This window comes from Sporosarcina cascadiensis, assembly GCF_009650995.1.
Classification (GTDB): Bacteria; Bacillota; Bacilli; order Bacillales_A; family Planococcaceae; genus Sporosarcina; species Sporosarcina cascadiensis.
The window spans coordinates 242,234-263,292 of the sequence record NZ_WHVV01000003.1 but is presented as its reverse complement, the minus strand read 5'-3'; the positions used below and the strand labels follow the sequence as shown (position 1 = coordinate 263,292).

Annotated in this window: 23 protein-coding genes and 1 riboswitch; of the genes, 2 read left to right on the top strand and 21 right to left on the bottom strand. The window is 42.8% G+C overall.

The features are described 5' to 3' along the window. Nucleotides 1-25: 25 nt before the first annotated feature. Nucleotides 26-199: riboswitch (Lysine riboswitch) on the bottom strand. A 55-nt stretch (nt 200-254) separates the two neighbouring features. From yunB to ureA, 19 genes are all read right to left on the bottom strand, one after another. Continuing rightward, entirely contained in the window at nt 255-1,022 is a 768-nt protein-coding gene (gene yunB, locus GDZ68_RS05210) for a sporulation protein YunB (RefSeq protein WP_153721198.1), read from the bottom strand. Between the two features lie 50 nt (nt 1,023-1,072). Further along, entirely contained in the window at nt 1,073-2,449 is a 1,377-nt protein-coding gene (locus GDZ68_RS05205) for a bifunctional metallophosphatase/5'-nucleotidase (protein ID WP_194841068.1), read from the bottom strand. Between the two features lie 5 nt (nt 2,450-2,454). Beyond that, nucleotides 2,455-3,279 carry a sulfite exporter TauE/SafE family protein gene (locus GDZ68_RS05200; protein WP_153721196.1) on the bottom strand — a complete coding sequence of 275 codons (825 nt, stop codon included), beginning with the start codon at nt 3,277-3,279 and terminating at the stop codon, nt 2,455-2,457. 3 nt (nt 3,280-3,282) lie between these two features. Beyond that, complete coding sequence (locus GDZ68_RS05195; RefSeq protein ID WP_153721195.1) at nt 3,283-4,143, bottom strand: DUF72 domain-containing protein; 861 nt, start codon at nt 4,141-4,143, stop codon at nt 3,283-3,285. Between the two features lie 186 nt (nt 4,144-4,329). Next, on the bottom strand, nt 4,330-4,683 hold the full coding sequence (locus GDZ68_RS05190) for a rhodanese-like domain-containing protein (protein WP_153721194.1): 354 nt from the start codon (nt 4,681-4,683) through the stop codon (nt 4,330-4,332). Between the two features lie 17 nt (nt 4,684-4,700). Beyond that, a complete protein-coding gene (locus GDZ68_RS05185; protein ID WP_153721193.1) occupies nt 4,701-4,853 on the bottom strand; it encodes a hypothetical protein in 153 nt (50 codons plus the stop codon). Further along, nucleotides 4,850-5,086 (bottom strand): glutaredoxin family protein, encoded by a 237-nt coding sequence (locus GDZ68_RS05180; protein ID WP_153721192.1) that lies wholly within the window; start codon nt 5,084-5,086, stop codon nt 4,850-4,852. Before GDZ68_RS05180 ends, GDZ68_RS05185 begins: the two co-directional genes overlap by 4 nt. A gap of 126 nt (nt 5,087-5,212) precedes the next feature. After that, nucleotides 5,213-5,881, bottom strand: a complete 669-nt coding sequence (locus GDZ68_RS05175; RefSeq protein ID WP_153721191.1) for an ABC transporter ATP-binding protein — start codon at nt 5,879-5,881, stop codon at nt 5,213-5,215. 3 nt (nt 5,882-5,884) lie between these two features. Further along, the gene (locus GDZ68_RS05170) at nt 5,885-6,646 is read right to left on the bottom strand and encodes an ATP-binding cassette domain-containing protein (RefSeq protein WP_153721190.1); all 762 of its coding nucleotides are present in this window, start codon (nt 6,644-6,646) and stop codon (nt 5,885-5,887) included. 5 nt (nt 6,647-6,651) lie between these two features. Continuing rightward, complete coding sequence (locus GDZ68_RS05165) at nt 6,652-7,275, bottom strand: ABC transporter permease (RefSeq protein WP_228551016.1); 624 nt, start codon at nt 7,273-7,275, stop codon at nt 6,652-6,654. 173 nt (nt 7,276-7,448) lie between these two features. Continuing rightward, nucleotides 7,449-8,414, bottom strand: a complete 966-nt coding sequence (locus GDZ68_RS05160; RefSeq protein ID WP_153721189.1) for an ABC transporter permease — start codon at nt 8,412-8,414, stop codon at nt 7,449-7,451. Further along, the gene (locus GDZ68_RS05155) at nt 8,404-9,984 is read right to left on the bottom strand and encodes an ABC transporter substrate-binding protein (protein ID WP_153721188.1); all 1,581 of its coding nucleotides are present in this window, start codon (nt 9,982-9,984) and stop codon (nt 8,404-8,406) included. Before GDZ68_RS05155 ends, GDZ68_RS05160 begins: the two co-directional genes overlap by 11 nt. 37 nt (nt 9,985-10,021) lie before the next feature. Next, a complete protein-coding gene (locus GDZ68_RS05150) occupies nt 10,022-10,774 on the bottom strand; it encodes an urease accessory protein UreD (RefSeq protein WP_228551015.1) in 753 nt (250 codons plus the stop codon). A gap of 49 nt (nt 10,775-10,823) precedes the next feature. Then, nucleotides 10,824-11,447: an urease accessory protein UreG gene (gene ureG / locus GDZ68_RS05145; RefSeq protein WP_153721187.1), complete on the bottom strand. Its 624-nt coding sequence runs from the start codon at nt 11,445-11,447 to the stop codon at nt 10,824-10,826. Between the two features lie 18 nt (nt 11,448-11,465). Further along, nucleotides 11,466-12,206, bottom strand: coding sequence for an urease accessory protein UreF (locus GDZ68_RS05140; RefSeq protein ID WP_228551014.1), 741 nt, complete (start codon nt 12,204-12,206; stop codon nt 11,466-11,468). Next, entirely contained in the window at nt 12,148-12,594 is a 447-nt protein-coding gene (locus tag GDZ68_RS05135; protein ID WP_153721186.1) for an urease accessory protein UreE, read from the bottom strand. Before GDZ68_RS05135 ends, GDZ68_RS05140 begins: the two co-directional genes overlap by 59 nt. A 42-nt stretch (nt 12,595-12,636) precedes the next feature. Then, a complete protein-coding gene (gene ureC, locus GDZ68_RS05130) occupies nt 12,637-14,352 on the bottom strand; it encodes an urease subunit alpha (protein ID WP_153721185.1) in 1,716 nt (571 codons plus the stop codon). Beyond that, on the bottom strand, nt 14,336-14,716 hold the full coding sequence (gene ureB / locus GDZ68_RS05125; RefSeq protein ID WP_153721184.1) for an urease subunit beta: 381 nt from the start codon (nt 14,714-14,716) through the stop codon (nt 14,336-14,338). Before ureB ends, ureC begins: the two co-directional genes overlap by 17 nt. Before the next feature lie 15 nt (nt 14,717-14,731). Beyond that, entirely contained in the window at nt 14,732-15,034 is a 303-nt protein-coding gene (gene ureA, locus GDZ68_RS05120) for an urease subunit gamma (RefSeq protein ID WP_153721183.1), read from the bottom strand. Between the two features lie 1,230 nt (nt 15,035-16,264). On the opposite strand from ureA, the gene GDZ68_RS05115 reads away from it, so the two are divergent. Both GDZ68_RS05115 and GDZ68_RS05110 read left to right on the top strand, forming a co-directional pair. Further along, the gene (locus GDZ68_RS05115; RefSeq protein WP_153721182.1) at nt 16,265-16,798 is read left to right on the top strand and encodes a hypothetical protein; all 534 of its coding nucleotides are present in this window, start codon (nt 16,265-16,267) and stop codon (nt 16,796-16,798) included. 19 nt (nt 16,799-16,817) lie between these two features. Then, nucleotides 16,818-18,377 (top strand): flotillin family protein, encoded by a 1,560-nt coding sequence (locus GDZ68_RS05110; protein WP_153721181.1) that lies wholly within the window; start codon nt 16,818-16,820, stop codon nt 18,375-18,377. Between the two features lie 47 nt (nt 18,378-18,424). On the opposite strand, the gene GDZ68_RS05105 is transcribed toward GDZ68_RS05110, so the two are convergent. Both GDZ68_RS05105 and GDZ68_RS05100 read right to left on the bottom strand, forming a co-directional pair. Next, nucleotides 18,425-19,957 (bottom strand): AMP-binding protein, encoded by a 1,533-nt coding sequence (locus GDZ68_RS05105; RefSeq protein WP_153721180.1) that lies wholly within the window; start codon nt 19,955-19,957, stop codon nt 18,425-18,427. Nucleotides 19,958-19,972: 15 nt separating this feature from the next. Further along, complete coding sequence (locus GDZ68_RS05100) at nt 19,973-20,953, bottom strand: NAD(P)H-dependent flavin oxidoreductase (RefSeq protein ID WP_153721179.1); 981 nt, start codon at nt 20,951-20,953, stop codon at nt 19,973-19,975. Nucleotides 20,954-21,059 lie beyond the last annotated feature (106 nt).

The window sequence follows — 21,059 nt, the reverse complement described above, 5'->3', positions numbered from 1 at the left end:
TACTGAGTGTCGATGCGGATCATCTGGCTATTGTAGCTCTCCATACATTTCGCTGTATGACAGTGTCATTCCTTTTTGAAATGACCCCAATCTGAGAAGTTGACCCTTCCCAAACTTCGGCACTGTCTCCTTTCACTTGCGGTCATGGATGTCACTCTCTCGCAAGATACTTATAAACAATGCAGCCTCTACGTAAGTCTCGATATTCTTCTATTCTCAGTGTAGCAAGAATCGACAGTGTTCACAATACCCATTTATTCGTAATCCTCCAAAGGCACTTCAACCTGTGCCGGCATCTGATCCCCCTTCGAATAAATTTGCGGTACCTTGCCTCTGATTAAACCGATGGCCACAGGCATTTTCTGTTCCACAACACTTTTGCTCGTCGCGAGCGGAACGATGATCTGTACATTCACTTGGAGCACCAAGTTTAATTCCACATAAGCATTATTGATGCCGAATTCCACTATATTGTTTTCCACTGTCGCATGCACCTCTCCCACAACGTGAAAACGAATGGGGATTTTCGGACCGAGATTACCGATCAACGGAATATTAGTCGCTTGACCGAGCGGCACAAAGAACACGATGCCCTGCTCTTTTTGCATCATTTCAGGATTATATTCCAAGTCGCCAAGCGGAGGCAGCATATCTAAATCTCCGCCTTCTGCACGTTCCAAGTGATCTTCTACCAACTGATGCATTTCCGCCATGACTTGCTGAATAATTTCCGCATTGAACTTCGTTGTCACTGTGTCTCTGGTTTCATCCGGCACATTTTCAATGATTTCATTGATATCATACACACTTGAAGAACGCGCTTGAATTGCTTGGCTGATGACATGGCTGGCAATTTTTTGCGTTTGGATTTCTGCGTAATTAGTATAAATCGGGGTCAATTGTTTATTGACTGTATAAAAAAACAAGGCGACTGCCACGATGATCGTCGGAATGATAAACCGCAGCCAATTTGTCGCATGCCGCGTTTTTCTCGTTTTTTTTTGATTTGTATAAAACCGCATGAAGACGCCTCCTGCTTCACTTTATGCGAGTCAGGAGGCGTGCATAACTATTATTCATTAAAATACTTCTTTCCATACCAGCCGATAACATCTCGGAGCATTTCAGGCATGATATATTGCTTTGGCGCTTCTTTTAATGAAGGAAAGAAAAAGCCGAATGTGAACATATCAAGCGTTGCGAGGCTGTAGCTTTTTCCTGCTTCCACCGCCCGATTGCCGGCAAACAGCTGCTCTTCAGAGTTGAGGAACAGATGCTCATGAAGGACTGCACCCATAAATGTGCCGCGAAATCCTAACCCTTTAATCTTCATTTCCGTCCACTTCGGATCCAGTGACTGTTCATAAAGTTCTAGCAGCTCAGAGCCGTCAAGCGTTACGATGCAAGGATTGATCGGATGCGGCAGTAAACGATGCAGATCGCCCTTCGTCACCCATCCTTCATTCAGACTCCCCATAAATATCCCTGCGTTGAAAAGAGCACAATCTGCTCCTGTATAAGCGACTAACGCACGGCCGAAAAACGAGGAAAGCGGACTGTCGCCTGTCAGTTTTTGTGTTAAGGGAGACGGATTATAAAATACCGGAACGTGCAGCGCATCCTCTCCTGCAGCCAGATAGGCATTTACTTGCTCTACATCTTCTGCTGTCTGTTCCATGGTATTTGTCGGAAAGACTTCTGCTTCCATAGAAACTACTTGATTTGTTATGCGGTCCACATTTACAAGGATATGGCCCACATAATGCCCGAACTTCTCCGCTGCTCCGATCAGTGTGTCATCCGACCATTCTCCATTTGGCAGCAGATGGTGAGTGTGGGCACCTAAAATGATATCAAATTCCGGACATTCTTCCGCAAGCAATCGATCTTCATTGATGCCTAAATGAGACAGGCAGACCACTACATCCGACTCTTTTTTCAGTTGACGGGCAATCTGCTGCAGCTGTTCACGCGGCTCTATAACTTCCCAGCCAAGCTGGCGATAAAAAGCAAAGTAAGGCGCAGTCGCTCCGACAATTCCGATTCTCACGCCGTCTGATGTTTCCAGAACTTTAGAGGACTTGGCCCAATATGGCAGTTCACCGTTCAGTTCTCTTAAATTACACACCAGAACATCGAATAAAGCATCTTCGTACAATGTATTCAGCGCTTCCTTCGACATCGTAATCCCTTCGTTATTGCCGATAGTTACCGCGTCATATCCTGCTTCATTCAATAGTTCCACATTGCCCTTGCCTTCGGTTCCTTCCGTGAAAGGGTGCGAGCGGTCCACATGGTCGCCGACATCAAAGATGAAACAGGCTTCTCCTGCATGCGCAGCCTGCTCTTTCCGCTGCTGCAAAAAACGTTTAATCTGCGGCCAGTTTTCAAAATGGCTATGTATGTCGTTAGTGTGGTAAATATGAATGGTAGCAACTGATTCTTCCATGTATGTCAACCCCAGATCCCCTCATAAATGGAACGTAATCCAAAGACGAGTAAAATGATGCGTATGACCAAAACCAATGTATCTGATTTCATTTTGCCGTTCAAATACGCCCCTAGCATTCCGCCGAAGTAGGCGCCGGGAACTACTGGAATGGTGTAAAGCCATGGGACGTGCCCGAGTGAAATATGTGATACCGAGTTGACGAGAGACGACAGGAAAACCATCAGCATAGAGGTAGCCACCGCCACGTGCGGCGGAAACAGGAACAGCAGAATCATCGCAGGCACGACCATTGTGCCGCCTCCGATACCGAATAATCCTGACGTAAAGCCAATGAACAGAGACAGCAGAACCGCAAACCAGATCGGGTAGCCGTAAATATGCGTTTCTCCCTGCGGATCAGTGAAGTTAATCTTTTTGCCGTGTTCCACAAACCATTGGATCGGTTTCAGATACTTTCTCGTCAATAATAAAATGGAAAGTACGATCAGCAGAATTCCAAAATAGAGATTAAAGGATTTAATATCAAGTCCTTTATTAATATAGGCGCCGAATATGATACCTGGAATACTTGCACCGAAAAATAGAAACGCACTGCGGTAATCAATCGTTTTTACTTTCATATAAGAAACTGTCGAGCCAAGTCCATTTGCAATCATCATGATGACTGACAGACCGACTACGCTCTGCGGTGTGATATCCGGGATCATGCCTAGATTTAGCCCGATAAACAAGGTAACAGGCACTAAAATGGTGCCTCCGCCGAGCCCCGCGATCGAACCGATTACACCTGACGCCAATCCAATGATTGCGAGTAATACATATTCCATTAATTATAGATCCTCCTCAAACAAGTCCATCTGCTTGGTGAGCGGCTGTCCGCATTCTATGTTGAAAAGTTCCGCAAATTGCTTGGCGTTCTTTGCTGCATGCTGTCCGGAGTTATTATTGAAAATGACAAATACTTCTTCCGCCTGCTGTTCTAGCCTGCTGACGATTTCGCTCATCCCCTGCAGCTCTTTTTCACTATAATCATATAAATAACGAACCTTGCGCCAGGCCTTGCTGTCCCTTTGTGTGTTGACCCATCCGCTGTCATTGCGGCCATGAAGACGAAGCAGTACTTTGGAGTCTGTCGCAACCGGCACGAGCGGCACACTGCCGTCACCGACTTGCGGTTCATCACATACCACATGGATAATATTCAGACTCTGTAAAAAGTCCAATGTCTTCTGTCGGTATGCTGGCGTATACCATGACTGATGACGGAACTCCACCGCAATCGGTAAGGGCTGCAGCTGTTCATGGACATAGCGGATCCGATCCACATTTTCTTTCTGGCAGTCAAACCAAGGCGGAAACTGCACCAGCACCATCGCCAGCTTTCCCGCTTCTGCAAAAGACGTCATCGACAGTTTAAACAGCGAAAACATTTCTTCTTCAGACTGATACGGCAGCTTGCCCCGCTGATGTCCCGTGATGCCTTGATAAGCTTTCACAATGAATTGAAAATCAGCCGGTGTCTCTTCTGTCCACTTCTTCATCATTTTCTCAGACTGGATGGCGTAAAATGTGGAATCCAGCTCGACAATCGGAAAATGCCTGCTGTAATCCACCAGTTTTTTATTCGCCGCAGTCTTTTCATTATACAGGCTCGGGTGGTCTCCCCATCCTGTCAGCCCAATATGAATCATGGAAAGTCGCCTCCTTTTACCTTTCTAGTAGTGTATCATACCTTATGTATTTTTCGGAATAATCGTTACCGGTATCATATTAGCTGTTGAACAGTAACAACTGTTACCTTTCCAGTACCCTATCCCATGCAGTTTACACTATAAAAAAAGCGTCTCGGGCAAACATACCCGAAACACTTCCTTAACTTACCTCTGCCACGCGCTCATCCCGCCTCGGACGTTCGTCACGCTGGTGAATCCTGCCTTCTTCAGCTTTCCTGCTGCCTGAGAGCTGCGCATGCCGCTCTGACAGATGACAATTACTTCCTGTTCTTTATTCAACTCAGCAAGTTTGCCGGGAAGAAGATTCAAAGGAATATTTCGGAATTCCTTAATATGGCGTCCCTTAAATTCCGTCGGCGTCCGCACATCAATAAACTGGATTGTTTGATCTTTTAATCGATCTTTTAGCTCATCAGCCGACATGGTTTGTACGCCTTTTGCCGGTTTCATCCGCCAGACGAGAAATGCGGCGATGAGTGCAATGAAAATCCATCCCATTCTTACAGCCTCCTAAATTAATGAGTCCATTCCAAGATGACGAGTACCAGACCCATCACAGCAAATGCGGCATGACCAATGCAAAACTGCGGAAATAGCTTCTTTTCCATCTCTTCCGCCGTTTCGATTCTGCACGTTCTGCACGTGAAAAGTTGTTTGATATTTTTCATGCCTCTAAAGCAGCGTGAACACTCGCCGGATCAAAGCCTACAATCCATTTGCCGTCTATCTTTGTCTGTGGAACACCCATCTGACCTGTCGTTTCAACAAGACGCTGACCTGCTGCAGGATCCGTTGAGATGTTGATCGTTTCATAAGGGACGTGTATTTCATCTAAATAATTCGTCATCATCGTACAGTACGGGCAAGTCGATGAAACATAAACCATTGCTGTTACAGTCATACATAAAACCCCCTTTTCATTGGCTATTACACTCATTATATACCCCGCTAGGTATGTAATCAACTGATTGATTTCTGAGGGATGACAGTTATGATTTCTTCAATCTCATACTTCCAACAGACTACATTAAATCAATCTCTTCAACTTTCCTTCATCGAGCTCAAAAATCGAAGAACATATTGCTTTTACAATATCTATATCATGAGAAATAAATAATATAGTCATTTTAGTATTCTTTTGGATTTCGAGTAACAAAGAAATTAATTCCTTTTGGTTAATACGATCTAGATTCGAGACAATTTCATCACAAATCAAGACAGAAGGATTCATAAATAACGCACGAAGTAAATTGATTCTTTGCTTTTCTCCACCACTTAATTGTGATGGATACACATCTAAAATATTTGATGACAAGTTCATCTTTTTTAGCATTGCAAGATGATGGCTTCCCCACTTTTCCTTTTTCATGATCAGAACTTCTTCAAATACTTTACGAATGGTCCAGGATGGATTCAGCGAGGCTGTTGCATTTTGAAAAACGATGTGGATTTCATTGTAATATTGCTTTTTATCCAGTTGTGAAATTGGCGTTTGATCGAATTTTATCATTCCGCTAGCCGGTTTTTCCAATCTCATGAGTAATCGAGACAATGTACTTTTTCCGCTGCCGCTGCGCCCAATCAAACCCGTAATCTCCCCACTCTGGATGACCATATTACAATTATCTAAAACAATTTTCTCTATCTTTCCAGCAGTGTAGGATTTTGTTACATTACATATTTCAATACTCGTCATTCTTCATTCCACCATTCGAAAACTGCTTGTTAGCAAACGTTTTGTGTAAGGATGTACAGAGTGGCTAACGATAGTCTCGAGTAGGCCGCTCTCCACAACTGATCCTTGAAACATCACGAGCACTTCATCTGCAATCTCTTTCACTACATCAATATCATGAGTAACCAAGAAAATCGTAGTTTCATATTCACGATTCATATCTAGTAATATTTCTATTAAAGCTGTTTGACTTTGAACATCCAAACCAGAAGTAGGTTCATCAGCAATAATTAATGAGGGTTTACTATAAATCGCACAGGCAATCATGCAGCGCTGCAACATCCCGCCCGAAAGTTCAAATGGATACTTCTGAAATACTTCATTCGATAAATCCAAACGTTTGAATATCAAAGACATGTTCTCCAAAAATGCTAAATATCCAGAATCGCGGCCTCTTTCAGCCAAAGTGAATAATTGTTTTCCTATTCGCATCGAAGGATTGAAACTGTTGAAGGCATCCTGAAATATGACAAAAACTTCGTCCTTGCGAAAAGATTGAATTTCTTTAGCCGACATTTCAAACAAACTTTTATCTTTAAATAAAATATTTCCAGATACGTCCACTTCTTTAGGAAGGATTCCGAGAATTGCCAAGAGGGTAAGGCTTTTTCCGCTGCCGCTCTCCCCGATCATCGCCGTAATCTTCCCCTGTTTAATCACAAAGCTCGAATGTCTCACAATTACTTGGTCATCCACCTGAATAGACAGATCTTTTATTTGCAGCACCTCATTCAACCTCTCTTTGTTCTAAAAGTAGAACTTCCAATGATATTTATTGAAAGAACTGTGAACATAATCAGCAGTCCCGGAAATATTCCAACCCACCAAGCACCTGTAATGAAATCGCTTTGCGCATGGAAGAGCATATTTCCCCATGAAGGCACTGCTGGCGAAACTCCGATCCCAAGAAAACTTAGAGATACTTCTATGAATATTGCGCCTGCAAAATTAAATAAGGTGACCACAAAAACGGCTTCCATACTGTTACGCAATAAGTGACTCACAAGAATTTTCCAAACCGGCGTCCCAATCATTTTTGCCACTTGGACAAATTCCAGTTGGCTAAGTTTTAAAAACTCCGTTCGGACAATACGTGCCGTCGTATACCAACTCGTCAAACCAATGATGAGTAAAATACTCCAAACACTTCCCTGCATGAACGCCTGAAATACTAAAATGATTAATAAGGAAGGTATCGTTAAAAAAACTTCCAGCAAACGCATCAAAAGAGAATCTATTCTTCCACCAAAATATCCGCTAATCCCGCCATAGATCAAGCCAAGAAAGAGAGAAAGAATCGTTGATAATGCAGCTACAATCAGCGTGACCTTTCCACCCGCCAGCAGTCTTGTCAAAACGTCTCTTCCTAAATGATCCGTCCCGAACCAATGACTTTGACTCGGCGCTTCATACACTGCATCCATGTTCATCGTATTTGATTCATAAGGCGTTATATAGGCGGAAAAAAGCGTTAGCAGAACAATTACCAATAAGAAGATCCAACATATCAGTTTGGTTTTATATGGTCTCACCTAGCTCCCTCTCTTCTGAGCCGGGGATTTACGGCATATAGGATGCAATCCGCAATAAATAGTGTCACAACAACGAAAATTCCCATTGTCATAACACCTCCCATCAGCAAGGGAAAGTCTTTGCTGCTTACCGCATTGACGAGCAGCTGGCCTAGTCCTCCATAAGAAAATAAGGATTCAATGATGACTGTGCCGCCAAAAAAGGAAGGAATCGTTGTCGCAAAGTAACTTATATAGGGAGACAGAGCATTTTTCAACATGCCCCTTTTGATAATTTTGCGACCCACGCCATTTGCTAATGCGACCAACACATAATACTTTTCACTTTCCGCAATGATACTTTCTTGCAAAAACCTCGCATACAGGCCGACATGTGAAATCACAAGCACAGTAACAGGCATCACTAAATGCACAAAACGATCTCCATAACCCGTGCCCCCTATCCTTTTGATACCTGACGAAGGCAATAACCCGAGTTGCAATGAAAATATCCAAATCAACACGAGTCCCAGCCAAAATGCAGGGATAGAGGACATGAGAACACCTGCATAAGATACCAATTTAGAAATTAGGGAATCTTTATTTAATCCTGCAATCAATCCTAACGGGAGTGATAGTGCAATAATTAACATCAATGAAGTCAGTACAAGCACCAATGTGTTCGGTACCTTTTCTCCAAGTACTTCCAGTACGGGTCTGCCCTCTTTCAATGAATATCCCATATTTCCATTGGCCAGCTCATACAGCCATGCACCATATCTTTCCTTTATCGAACGGTCTAATCCGAACGTTTCATTGATTCTTTCGATTTCTGATGCATTCAATGTCTGGGCATTGCCGCCATAATAAGCTGCGGCCAAGTTACCAGGCGCTCGATCTAACATCCAAAAAGAAAAAAAGCTTACAATGATGAGCACAATCATGCCCATCATCATTCGCTTTACAATCCACTTACCTGTCATTCCACTCCCACTCCTCTACATTCCATAAGAATCCAGATCCATGGTGGCCAAGCGTTCGTTCCTTTACTCCTTTGATATCTTTATTCATCCCATATACTGCATGTAAGTAGGCAATATAAATAAAAGGAGGATCTTCTGATAATTCGGCTTGAAGTAGTCCGTATATTTCCTTACGTTTCTCTTCATCTACTGTTTTCCTTCCCTCTGTTAAAAGCGAATCGACAGTTTCATTGGAATAACTTCCATAGTTATAGCCGGAACTATTCACACTGGCTTCATCTGAATGAAACAAAGCATACGTATGGTGATCGGCGTCATACGGACTTCCCCACCCGACCATAAATGCATCCGTTTCCTCGATTACAATGGCACTCCAGTCCAATGCAGCCACTTTCACATCCGCTCCTACTTCTTTAAAGCTTTCGGATAAATAATTCGCCATATCCACGCGCACGTTATCCGTTATGGGAGTGGTGATCGTAAAGGCAAGTTTTTCCTTGCCTTTGTACCGGAAGCCATCGGATTCTTTCTTCCATCCTGCCTTCTCCAATAGCTTGTTCGCTTTCTTCACGTCGTATGTATACGGTTCTGCGTCAGAGCTTTTAAAACTATTCTTTTGCAGAGGAGAATAGGCTATCTGTCCGAATCCAAATAAAATTCCTTTTAAAATACTATCCCGGTCTGTCGCATAACTAAATGCTTTCCGTACATTCACATCTTGGAATAGCTCCTGTTTCATATTGAAGAGCATACCTCGATAATCTGCAGAATCCATATCATAAATTTTAATGGATTCTTCTCCTGAAACGGATTTCACTTGCGAAGGATCAAGCAATGCAACATCCACTTCACCTGTTTTTAATTTCAAAGCACGCATTGTGCTATCTTCAATAAATTTAAATACGACTTGGTCAATAGATGGCGCGGTGCCGAAAAATTCTGGAAAGGCTTTCAGCACGATATGATCTCCGCTGTTCCATTCATCCATTTGATATGGGCCGGCTCCAATCGGGGATCGGTTAAATTCAGAGTTCCGCATCGTTTCTCCCTTAAATGCATGTTTCGGTAAGATCGGAACTGTCATCTTATCCAAAAACGGTGTGAAAGGATATTTTAATGTAATCACGACTTGGTTCTGCGTATTTTTCGTGAGGGTATCAACCGCTATAAAGTCTGACTTCAAAAAGGATGCATTTTGATCGTCCAGTATACTTTCGATTGTAAAGATTACATCATCTGCAGAAAGAATTGTTCCATCGTGAAAATGGACGTCCTCTTTCAACGTAAAAGTATAAGTCAATAAATCCTCTGAAACTTCTACTTGCTGTGCGATATCATTTTGCGGTGTATTGTTTTCATCAAATCGCAGTAACCCTCTGAAAAGCAAGGCATCTACGTTTGTTTCCTCGAGTAATGGATTTAAACCCGCAAACTCTGATTCCGAAGCATAGACTAACCGATCCCGATCGCTGTCTGCCACTTCTGCCGCTGTGTCTGAAGATGTTTTGCTGCACGCACTTAACACAAGCAGTGCAGCGAATAAAATACTAAGATACTTACTATTCCACATACTATTCATTTCCTTTTCCACAAAATACGAACTCGACTTACAGCTGCTCGGAAAACATTGTAAATACTCTTTTTAACTCCTCTTGCATGTCCCACTGCTCAGCACCTAAAAAACGGCAGTGGATGGCATTGCTCTCCAGACGGGTGATCGCAATTCTTACAGTCGAATTATTTAACAAGTTTTCCTGAATTCCACGTACATCTAACTTATGGGCGTTCGGAGATACCACCCAAATAGAACCAATGTATTGCGCGTTCTCTAACATCCCAAGTGCCTGTAAATTCATTTCAGCCGGCTGTATGGAAATAGAGTCTTGTGCAATCAATTGATCGTCTATGCGAATGGAAAATGTAGAACGCAAACTTTCAAAATCAAATATTTCCCCTCTTTTTTCGCGTCCTGGTGCAATAATTTCACCCCAGATCAACGTAGAGGTTGAGCGCATATCAATCGCTGTCGACATGTTAAAACGGGCATCACTAAAAGGAATGACGACTTCCGGCATCCATTCCAAACGTGCATTATCCTCAATATCCACTGTAATCTCTTGCACACACTGCTTATCGTTTTGAGATGGATAAATCTTCAATGCAGATTGCTGAATCATCGTCACCTTCGCTTCATGGCCAACAGAAATCGTCATATCATTTCGATCGCCCGCCACCATACCTCCAGAGGATTCCATGATATACACAATGGCACGATCTTTCGGTCCATCGTATAAAGCACGGCTCGCTTTTAGAGGAGGCTGTTGAAAGACGAAAGGCATTTTCGTTATACCTCTCCTCATTTCGAATCCCATCTGCAACACGCCGTGATGCACGTATCGTCCTTGCGAATTAATTGCCACTTTTCGTCATGCCTTCAAGCAATAAGTGGCTCTGGATCCACTCCACAATTTTATCGACATTCTTCTGAGTCCTGACATCAGCGAAAATATACGGTCTGCCTTCACGCATTTTTTCTACATCATGGTGCATAATGTCAAGATCAACACCAACATGCGGCGCCAAATCTGTTTTATTAATAAGCAATAAATCAGAGCGCGTCAATGCGGGTCCGCCTTTGCGTGGAATATCTTGTCCTTCTGCCACATCGATCACATAGATGTAGGCATCCACTAATTCAGGACTGAACGTCGCGGATAAATTATCCCCGCCACTTTCCACAAAGATGATATCCAAATCGTCAAAACGTTCATTCAATTCATCAATTGCCGAAAAGTTCATTGATGCATCTTCCCTGATGGCCGTATGCGGGCAGCCGCCTGTCTCCACTCCGATAATTTGATCCTCATTCAATACACCATTTTGCATTAAAAACTGTGCATCTTCACGCGTATAGATATCATTGGTTATAACCGCCACTTTATAATCTTCATGCATTTTTCGTGTCAGTTGATCCACCAAAGATGTTTTACCAGATCCAACTGGACCACCAATTCCTAAACGTACTGGTTTCATAGTAATCCTCCTCTTATTTTATGAAATAAATAATCGTGAATGTAAATATTCGTGCTTCATAGAAGAAAGCTCAATGCTCAGCGCATTATTTGAAACGTCATCTACTGTTAATTTTTGCGCCATTTTCGCAGCCTCTGTAACCCAATCCAGTAATTCATACAGTGACTGCACTCCTGTATTTTGGCCAAAAGGCACAGACCGAACTGCATTTTGGATCAATCCATTGACTGTGGAATACATGTACATCATCACAGTCATTTCCATGTCAAACTCGTTCAATGCACAGTATATTCCAAGCACAACGGCATAATGGCCTTTTGCTTTTCTACTTTTAACACAGGTATGCCATTTAGTTAAAAAAGGATCGGCACACAGTGGTAAGACGGTACGCATGAATTGCTTGCCGACATTGACACTCGCTTCACGTGATTCTTTCGCTAGTTTTATTGCTCCGCATAGTTCATCCAGCGACTGAAGTTTATTCAAGTCTCGAATATTGGTTGCCCTATATGCTTCCTGAATTAGAATCACATCTCCGTAAAGTAGATTGTGCATGAGGAAAGTTTTACAAAACTCCAGCAATTCTTCTTTTGTTTGCAGACGGTTTTCTTGTATAAACGTTTCCATACCATAAGAGTGAGTATAGTTCCCTATTGGAAATGCAGAGTCATGAATCTGCATCAAATGGAGAAAGGTTGAATTAATGTGAATGTCCGCGGTATTTAAACGGTTGTTTGAATCGCTTTTCTGTTGTTTCAAAAGCTACACCTACTTCTTCTAATAACGGTATCAATGTATGATCGGCCCGGACAATAATCTCATTTTTTTCAATTAATGAAGGCGTATGCCGGTTACCCAGTTCAAATGCCGCCTTCCCCATCTCCGTCATGTCCTTTGGTTTGATGACAATAACGGGTTCCATTTTCGTACGAATGGCAATGATCCGGTTTTCATCCTCAAACAATATATCGCCATATTGCAATGGTTCTTCTTGATCGATACGCAAGGCGATATCCGTGTTGCCAGTTGTTTCTGCACGTAAAATTCGTTTACTTAAATGCTCCCAGTCCAGTTCGATCCATTCAATTGTTTTTCGAGTTTCTTCTTCTTTGCCGGAAATATTGCCTATAATTTTTTCCACTAGCATCTAACCAACACTCCCTTAATCCATTTAATATTGTAGTTATCATTAAAATAAGAAGTAACGTTGCGCCATCGGCAACTCACTTAACGGTTCACATATTGCAAGCTCTCCGTCTAATTTCACTTCATACGTTTCAGGATTCACATCAATTTCTGGCATCTCACTATTTAATTTCATATCTTCTTTCGATATATTCCGACAATTAGTGACGGTGCCAATCATTCGCTTTAATCCCAATTTTTCAGGAAGTTCTTCTTCGACTGCGATTTTCGGTAAAAATGTCATGGCTACATTTTGTGGACCTTGTCCATGAAATCCATAAGTTCTTCTTCCCTTCATTGGCTGAGGAGTTGGAATGGAAGCGTTTGGATCTCCTGTTTGTGCATATACGGCAATCCCCGCTTTAATGACAACTTCTGCTTTGACGCCAAAAAATGCTGGTTTCCATAAAATAATATCCGCTAACTTTCCTTCTTCGAGCGAACCGACTTCATGTGAAATCCCTTGTGCGATAGCCGGGTTAATAGTGTATTTAGCGACATATCGCTTCACACGGAAATTATCATGATCTTTTCCTTCATCTTGCGGCAATGATCCCCTTTGTAATTTCATTTTGTGGGCAGTTTGCCATGTCCTCATGGCAACTTCACCAACACGCCCCATTGCTTGTGAGTCAGATGACATAATACTTAACACACCTAAATCCTGCATAATATCTTCTGCAGCAATCGTTTCAGGACGAATTCTTGAATCCGCAAATGCTACATCTTCCGCAACATCATGTTTCAGATGATGGCACACCATTAACATATCTAAATGTTCATCAATGGTGTTCGTTGTAAAAGGCTTTGTTGGGTTTGTTGATGCAGGTAAGACATTGGGATAACTCGCCATTTTTAATTGATCCGGGGCATGTCCTCCGCCCGCTCCTTCTGTATGGAATACGTGAATAACCCGTCCATCAATTGCTTCAATTGTTTCTTCCACAAAGCCAGCTTCATTCAAAGTATCTGAATGAAGTGCGATTTGAATATCGTACTCATCTGCGACAAGTAAACTTTGGTGTAATGCTGAAGGAGTAGCACCCCAGTCTTCGTGAATCTTCAAACCAACTGCCCCCGCATGGATCTGTTCAATTAATGGTTCAGGAAATGATGCACTGCCTTTTCCAAATAACCCAATATTCATAGGGATGTCTTCTATTGCTTGAAGCATACGATGTAAATGCCATCTCCCTGGGGTTACAGTCGTCGCGGTTGATCCTGCCGCCGGGCCAGTACCCCCGCCAATAAATGTTGTAGTTCCCGCATTTAATGCGACTTCCACTTGATCTGGACTGATAAAATGAATATGCGTATCGATTGCTCCGGCTGTTGCAATTAAACCTTCTCCTGCATACACTTCCGTACCCACACCAATGATCATTCCCTGGTCTACCCCATCCATCGTGTTTGGATTTCCAGCTTTTCCGATCCCTACAATTCGTCCATCTTTCATGCCGATATCAGCTTTTACAATGCCTGTGTAATCAATGATCATGGCATTTGTAATCACCGTATCCAATACACCTTCATCTGCCGTTTTTTGTCCATTTTGCCCCATCGACACACGCAATGATTTTCCTCCGCCGAAAATGCCCTCATCGCCGTAAGTGGTATAATCTTTCTCTATTTCAATCCATAAGTCTGTATCCGCCAGCCGAATCTGGTCTCCAACGGTTGGACCGAACATTTTCCCATACTGTTCATGAGTTATTTTCATTAGGATCTGCTCCTTTAAATCGACCAACTTTTGCTTTCTCAATTATTTCTTCTTTTTTATGTGTGGAACCTTCTGTCAGTTCATTTAAGCCAAAGACATGCTGCTTACCGCCAAACTCCACTAATTCCACTATCTTTTCCTCACCTGGTTCAAATCGTACTGCAGTACCAGCTGGAATATTCAAATGCATACCCACTGCTTTTTCCCGATCAAATTGTAAATGCTTATTCACCTCAATGAAATGAAAATGTGAGCCTACTTGAATCGGACGATCTCCTGTATTCGCAATTTGAACAGATTGTACCGCCCGCCCTACGTTAATTTCGATTGTTTTATTTGCAGGTCTAATCTCTCCTGGAATCAAAGTGGTAACCTCCTTTTATTGAATGGGCTCATGAACGGTGACTAGCTTCGTGCCATCTGGAAATGTGCACTCGATTTGTACATCTGTAATCATGTCCGCTACACCTTCCATGACGTCTTCTACCGTCAACAATTGTTTTCCTTCACTCATCAGCTGCGCTACGGTTTTTCCGTCCCGCGCGCCTTCCATAATGTAATGACAGATGAACGCTACAGATTCAGGATAATTTAACAGAACTCCACGCGCTTTTCGTTTAATGGCTAATTCACCTGCCATATGCAGTAATAATTTTTCCTGTTCGACTGGAGATAACTTCAATGGGATTCACCTCCTTAAAAAGATTAAAAAAAGGCTCAACAAATAAGCAGCTATATAGGCTGTTTTTAAAATATTCAGTTGTTTCGGTGGTTCTTTTTTGAGTTATAAAGTAGTTTGAACGAGTGTCCAATGGTATGTGCGCCCAGGGGAAAGCAGGGCTTATGAAGGTTATAGCAATAACATTACTATTATAGATTATAGAATTATAAAAAACAAGATTCTATCATTATTCTAAGTTCTCAAGGAACCAACCTAGTATTTCTTTCGTAATTTTTTCTGGCTCTTCACCAAAACATGTGCTTGACAACCTGTCACGTGCATGTTGGCAGTGTGTGGATTTGATATGTACGGGTTTCGTTTCTCGACTTTGAAGGGATTTTAATTGAAGTGTGAGTTTGCAGTTTAAACCCGCTTCGGCGCTGGGGGATTGCCTTACGCTATGAGCCTACTGGCGAAGAACGTGCCAGCAGTCTCACAGCCACGGCCTACCCCGCAGTTGCGCCTTCGCTAGTGTTGGAGAAAGTACGATGTACTGATTTTTTTGCAGAGTATGAATTAGCTTGTCTTGTTTCGTATCTCGAGTTTGCAAATGCATCGATCACAAGAATCTAAGCCTTTGCAGAATGATAAGTATTGCATGAAAAACCTTACCCATTGTAATAGTCCCAAATCGTGTGCTCATACTGCCTGCTCATACAAAAAGTCTTGAAACACCAGCCAGTGTACCTTCGTTCCAGGCAGCCTAAGTACGCCGCGTCCTGCGGCAACGGTTGCATGACTCACTTCGTGTGAGCCCGCGGCTAAAACACTCCGGGAGGATCAGCCCGATAGGATGAGACAACTAAAGGGAGCGAAAGAAGCGAAAGAAGACGGCAGAAGGAACCCTGTATTGCCTTAATTTCTGTAGAGAACACAGAAATTAAGGCAAAGCGAACCCTTCGCTGTTCGCTTGGCTCACCGAGGGCCCTCCCGTCCGCCTGGAACGCAGGGAAACGGTATCCTTCCACTCTCATCCTATATTGCGCAATCACAGTCCAATCTTAAACTGCTCATGAAATAGCCTGTCAAGCACACATTTTGGTGCAGACTCTTTTTCCCTAATCAACAAGAAATATTTCTTTTAAACCTAATAATTTTATAAATTTTACATTACTTAGATAATTAATGAAACCTTTCATTTGTATATCCGTATAATTAGTAACGGGATAAAGTAGAAGAGAGGGATTGAACATGGAGCTGTTTGGATTTGCTGTACAAAATATCTATTTGACTGTATTAATTATTGCAGGGATCGCAAGTGTACTGTATGTACTGCTCAGTGACCTGGCTGAAGGTATCGGCGAAATGAGTCCATTCCTTGACCCTGCTGTCATTCTCGCGTTCATCACCTTTACTTCAGCTGCCGCATATGTTTTAGAATTGCTCTCATCTTTAAACAGCTGGGGTATATTAGCTATCGCAGCAGGAATTGCTGTTGCTTTGGACTTCTTACTTTATTTCTTTGTGTTAGTTCCGCTCAGGTCTGCAGAAGTTTCGCTTGCCTATACAGATGAATCACTGACAGGTCTGGTTGGAAAAGTTATCGTACCTATTCCTGTGGACGGTTTTGGTGAAATCTTGCTCGAAACTGTCAATGGTAATCTGGCAAAACGAGCGGCTGGATATGAGAATGAAGCAATCGAGTATGGAAAAGAAGTATTGCTGATCGAAGTAAAAAACGGCACATTCTTTGTTAAAGAGTATGAACCGTTCCGCTTCAAATAATAAATAAGGGGGAAACAGCATGAGTTTATGGATTGTATTAGGTATTGTTGCAATTGTATTAATTTCTGTTATTGGTGTTTATGTTACAAAATACAAAACGGTGGGGCCCGATGAAGCATTGATCGTAACCGGCAGTTATCTGGGTTCGAAAAATGTACATACGGATGAGTCTGGAAATCGGATTAAAATTATCCGGGGCGGCGGTACATTTGTATTCCCTGTTTTCCAACAGGCAGAACCGCTTAGTTTATTATCAAGCAAACTGGAAGTTTCCACTCCTGAAGTCTATACAGAGCAGGGAGTCCCGGTCATGGCAGACGGCACGGCCATCATTAAAATAGGCGGTTCTATTTCTGAAATCGCAACGGCTGCCGAACAATTTTTAGGAAAATCGAAAGCTGATCGTGAAAATGAAGCGAAAGAAGTGCTTGAAGGCCATTTACGGTCTATCCTGGGCTCCATGACAGTAGAAGAAATTTATAAAAACCGTGATAAGTTTTCACAGGAAGTTCAGCGGGTCGCTTCACAGGATCTCGCAAAAATGGGATTGATCATCGTTTCATTCACGATAAAAGACGTGCGAGATAAAAATGGCTATCTTGATTCATTAGGAAAGCCGCGGATTGCACAGGTCAGACGCGATGCAGACATAGCGATGGCTGAAGCAGAAAAAGAAACACGGATAAAAAATGCCGAAGCATCAAAAGAGGCACAGAAGGCAGAGCTGGAACGGGCAACTGAAATTGCCGAAGCGGAAAAGGAAAACCAGCTGAAAGTAGCGGAATACCGACGCGAACAAGATGTAGCGAGAGCACGCGCCGACCAGGCGTATGAATTACAGACTGCACGTTCCAAACAAGAAGTAACGGAACAGGAAATGCAGGTCCGAATTATCGAGCGTCAAAAACAAATCGAATTGGAAGAAAAAGAAATTCTGCGCCGAGAGAAACAATATGATTCTGAAGTGAAGAAAAAAGCGGATGCGGACCGCTACGCAATTGAACAAAACGCTGAAGCTGAGAAATCAAGACAGCTGGCAGAAGCAGATGCAGAAAAGTACCGTATTGAAGCCCGTGCACAGGCAGATGCTGAGAAAGTCCGTCTCGACGGTACAGCCAAAGCACAGTCACAGCGTGCGCAAGGTGAATCTGAAGCCGATATTATTCGTCTAAAAGGTCTTGCAGAAGCCGAAGCAAAACGCAAAATCGCAGAAGCTTTCGAACACTATGGTCAGGCAGCTATGCTTGATATGATTGTGAACATGCTTCCTGAATATGCGAAAGAAATCGCCAGCCCGCTTGGCAATATCGATAAGATTACTGTAGTCGATACTGGCGGCGGTGAAGGCGGAGGTGCCAATAAAGTCACTTCCTATGCGACCGACCTGATGTCAACGCTGCAGGAAACTTTGAAAGCTTCCTCAGGTATTGATATGAAGGAAATGCTGGAGAACTTCTCGGGCAAAAGCAATATCCGTCCGAGCATTGAACAGCTGACGAATGAAGTGATCCGTTCTAAATCTGATCATACAACACCTCAAACTGAATCAGCAGCGTCCGTTCAGGATTCTGAAGAGTAACCAAAAAATCGAAGTGCAATTCGCACTTCGTTTTTTTGATGTTATTTTCACTCGTAATTTTTACGTATTTTGAATTTCAGCAGTTTTCCTTGAAGACTCCGCGGCAGTTCTTCTACAAAATCAATATGCTGCGGAATCTTATACTTTGCCAATTTGCCCTGACAGAATTCAATCAGATCTTCTTTTGACACTTTTTCCCCTGGACGCAATACTACCGCAGCCAAAGACACTTCTCCCCACTTCTCATCAGGTATGCCGATTACAGCTACATCTGCTATAGCAGGATGTTCATGCAGAACACCTTCAATTTCTGCCGGGTAAACATTAATGGCACCGGATAAGATCATATCTTGCTTCCGATCAACGATATAATAGTAGCCATCCTCGTCCTGCACTCCTACATCACCTAAGCTTAGCCACTCACCATCGAAAGACTCTTTATTGGCCTCAGGTCTTTTATAATATTCATCGCAGAGTGTAATCCCTTTAACGAAGAACTCTCCCGCTTCATTCTCCTGCACAGGTTCTCTCTTATCATTGCGCAATTCGATATCCATTCCCAGCATTGGTACGCCAACAGAACGGTCCTTGTCTTTCTGCATTTCAGGAAACAAATTTGCCGCGCCGCCCAATTCTGTAGCTCCGTAGAACTCATTCAGGTCAGCTGTCGGGAAATACGCAAATACTTTTTCTTTTGTACTCGTATGCAAAGGTGCCCCTACGGAAATGATAGACTTTAACGAAGAGACATCATATTGCCGCAATATTTCCTCAGGTAATGAAAAGATGGCTTCCAACATAGGCGGGGCTAAAAACGTAGTTGTCGTCTTTTCTTCATCAATCGCTTGTAACACTTCCACAGGATGAAACTTCTCCAAAATGTGAAGACTATTCCCTACATATAAATTCGGCAGAGAAATACTTAACGCGGCTGCGCCATATAAAGGCCCTGCAGCCAGTCCTCTTCCAAGCCTTCCAATCTGAAATTCGATACTGAATAATAACGTAACTAAATACATACTGCGATGAGAACGAACCGCTCCTTTCGGAAAACCTGTCGTCCCGCCTGTATACATAATTGTTAATGTATCTAATTCAGTAAGAGGCGACGAAGGAACTGGTTCTTCTTTAGAGAAATTTGCAATCAATTCCTCATACTCAGGATATTGCACCTTGTCGCTCGATCCAACCGTAATAAAGTGATTAACAGTTTTATACTGCTCACTGGAAGGCAAGACTTCATCCAAAAAGCGAGAGTCCACAACCAGCAAAAGAGCTTCTGAATCATCCACAACATGTTGAATTTCACGACTGATAAACCGTGAGTTGACCGGTACAGCAACAGCACCGATCTTTGCACAAGCAAAAATAAGTTCGAATAATTGATGGCAATTCATCAGCATGATTGCCACTTTGTCGCCTTTATTCACCCCGATACTTTGCAGTGCATGGGCCAGTTGATTAATTCTGTCGTTAAAACCCTGATAAGTAAATCGCAAGCCGTTATAAGAAAGTGCTTCTCTGTCTTTATAGCGTACTGCATTTAATGTAATTGGATCACTGAATAACATGTGCTGCATAAATATCCTCCTCCATTACCTGCTTGCTGCGTTTACTCTATCACCAACCAGTTTGTCTTTTGCCTGGTTATACTGCTCTGCTAACTGTGCTACATAGTCCTTTGTCGGCTGCACCTTGTCAATTACGCCAATGCCCTGTCCGCATCCCCAAATATCCTTCCACGCTTTTTGACCGGCATCCCCGCCAAAGTTCATTTTCGTCGGATCACTTTCCGGCAAGTTATCAGGATCTAAGCCTGAAGCACGAATCGACGGAGCTAAATAATTCCCATGTACTCCGGTGAAATAGTTACTGTACACGATATCATCAGAATTTCCGTCTACAATCGCCTGTTTATATTCCTCTACAGCTCTCGCCTCTTTCGTCGCAATAAAGGGAGACCCGATGTATGCAAAATCAGCTCCCATCGCTTCAGCAGCCAGCACGCTTCCTCCTGTTGCAATAGAACCGCCAAGCGCAAGCGGCCCGTCAAACCATTCACGGATTTCCTGAATGAGAGCAAAAGGACTCTTCGGACCTGCGTGCCCTCCTGCTCCCGCCGCTACCGCAATCAGGCCGTCTGCTCCTTTTTCAATTGCTTTCTTTGCGAAAAAATTATTGATGACATCATGAAGTACGATTCCGCCATAACTGTGCGCTGCTTCATAAACATCTTCTCTTGCACCAAGTGAGGTAATAATGATCGGAACTTTGTATTTCACACAAAGCTCCATATCTTCCTGCAGTCTTTCATTGGAACGGTGGACAATTTGGTTAATTGCAAATGGCGCTGCTGGTTTATCAGGATTTTTCGCATTATAATCTGCCAGTTCCTCTGTGATTTCGATAAGCCACTCTTCAAATTGTGCAATCGGTCTTGCATTCAAAGACGGCATAGCTCCGATAATTCCAGCTTTACACTGCTCGATCACCGTCTTCGGATTACTGATAATGAACATGGGTGAAGCAATCACCGGAAGACTCATACTCTTTTTCAAATCTACTAAATTCATCATAAACTCTCCCCTTTTCCGTAAGCGCTTTCAATCTATTTACAAAAAAATAACCTCAAAAGCAAATAGAGAAGTATAAGCAAACTCACATTACATGTATATACATGTA

Coding starts and splice junctions, on each gene's coding strand:
- yunB (WP_153721198.1), bottom strand. CDS start 1,022: ATGCGGTTTTATACAAATCAAAAAAAAACGAGAAAAACGCGGCATGCG.
- GDZ68_RS05205 (WP_194841068.1), bottom strand. CDS start 2,449: ATGGAAGAATCAGTTGCTACCATTCATATTTACCACACTAACGACATA.
- GDZ68_RS05200 (WP_153721196.1), bottom strand. CDS start 3,279: ATGGAATATGTATTACTCGCAATCATTGGATTGGCGTCAGGTGTAATC.
- GDZ68_RS05195 (WP_153721195.1), bottom strand. CDS start 4,143: ATGATTCATATTGGGCTGACAGGATGGGGAGACCACCCGAGCCTGTAT.
- GDZ68_RS05190 (WP_153721194.1), bottom strand. CDS start 4,683: ATGGGATGGATTTTCATTGCACTCATCGCCGCATTTCTCGTCTGGCGG.
- GDZ68_RS05185 (WP_153721193.1), bottom strand. CDS start 4,853: ATGAAAAATATCAAACAACTTTTCACGTGCAGAACGTGCAGAATCGAA.
- GDZ68_RS05180 (WP_153721192.1), bottom strand. CDS start 5,086: ATGACTGTAACAGCAATGGTTTATGTTTCATCGACTTGCCCGTACTGT.
- GDZ68_RS05175 (WP_153721191.1), bottom strand. CDS start 5,881: ATGACGAGTATTGAAATATGTAATGTAACAAAATCCTACACTGCTGGA.
- GDZ68_RS05160 (WP_153721189.1), bottom strand. CDS start 8,414: ATGACAGGTAAGTGGATTGTAAAGCGAATGATGATGGGCATGATTGTG.
- GDZ68_RS05155 (WP_153721188.1), bottom strand. CDS start 9,984: ATGTGGAATAGTAAGTATCTTAGTATTTTATTCGCTGCACTGCTTGTG.
- GDZ68_RS05150 (WP_228551015.1), bottom strand. CDS start 10,774: ATGAGGAGAGGTATAACGAAAATGCCTTTCGTCTTTCAACAGCCTCCT.
- ureG (WP_153721187.1), bottom strand. CDS start 11,447: ATGAAACCAGTACGTTTAGGAATTGGTGGTCCAGTTGGATCTGGTAAA.
- GDZ68_RS05135 (WP_153721186.1), bottom strand. CDS start 12,594: ATGCTAGTGGAAAAAATTATAGGCAATATTTCCGGCAAAGAAGAAGAA.
- ureC (WP_153721185.1), bottom strand. CDS start 14,352: ATGAAAATAACTCATGAACAGTATGGGAAAATGTTCGGTCCAACCGTT.
- GDZ68_RS05115 (WP_153721182.1), top strand. CDS start 16,265: ATGGAGCTGTTTGGATTTGCTGTACAAAATATCTATTTGACTGTATTA.
- GDZ68_RS05110 (WP_153721181.1), top strand. CDS start 16,818: ATGAGTTTATGGATTGTATTAGGTATTGTTGCAATTGTATTAATTTCT.
- GDZ68_RS05105 (WP_153721180.1), bottom strand. CDS start 19,957: ATGCAGCACATGTTATTCAGTGATCCAATTACATTAAATGCAGTACGC.
- GDZ68_RS05100 (WP_153721179.1), bottom strand. CDS start 20,953: ATGATGAATTTAGTAGATTTGAAAAAGAGTATGAGTCTTCCGGTGATT.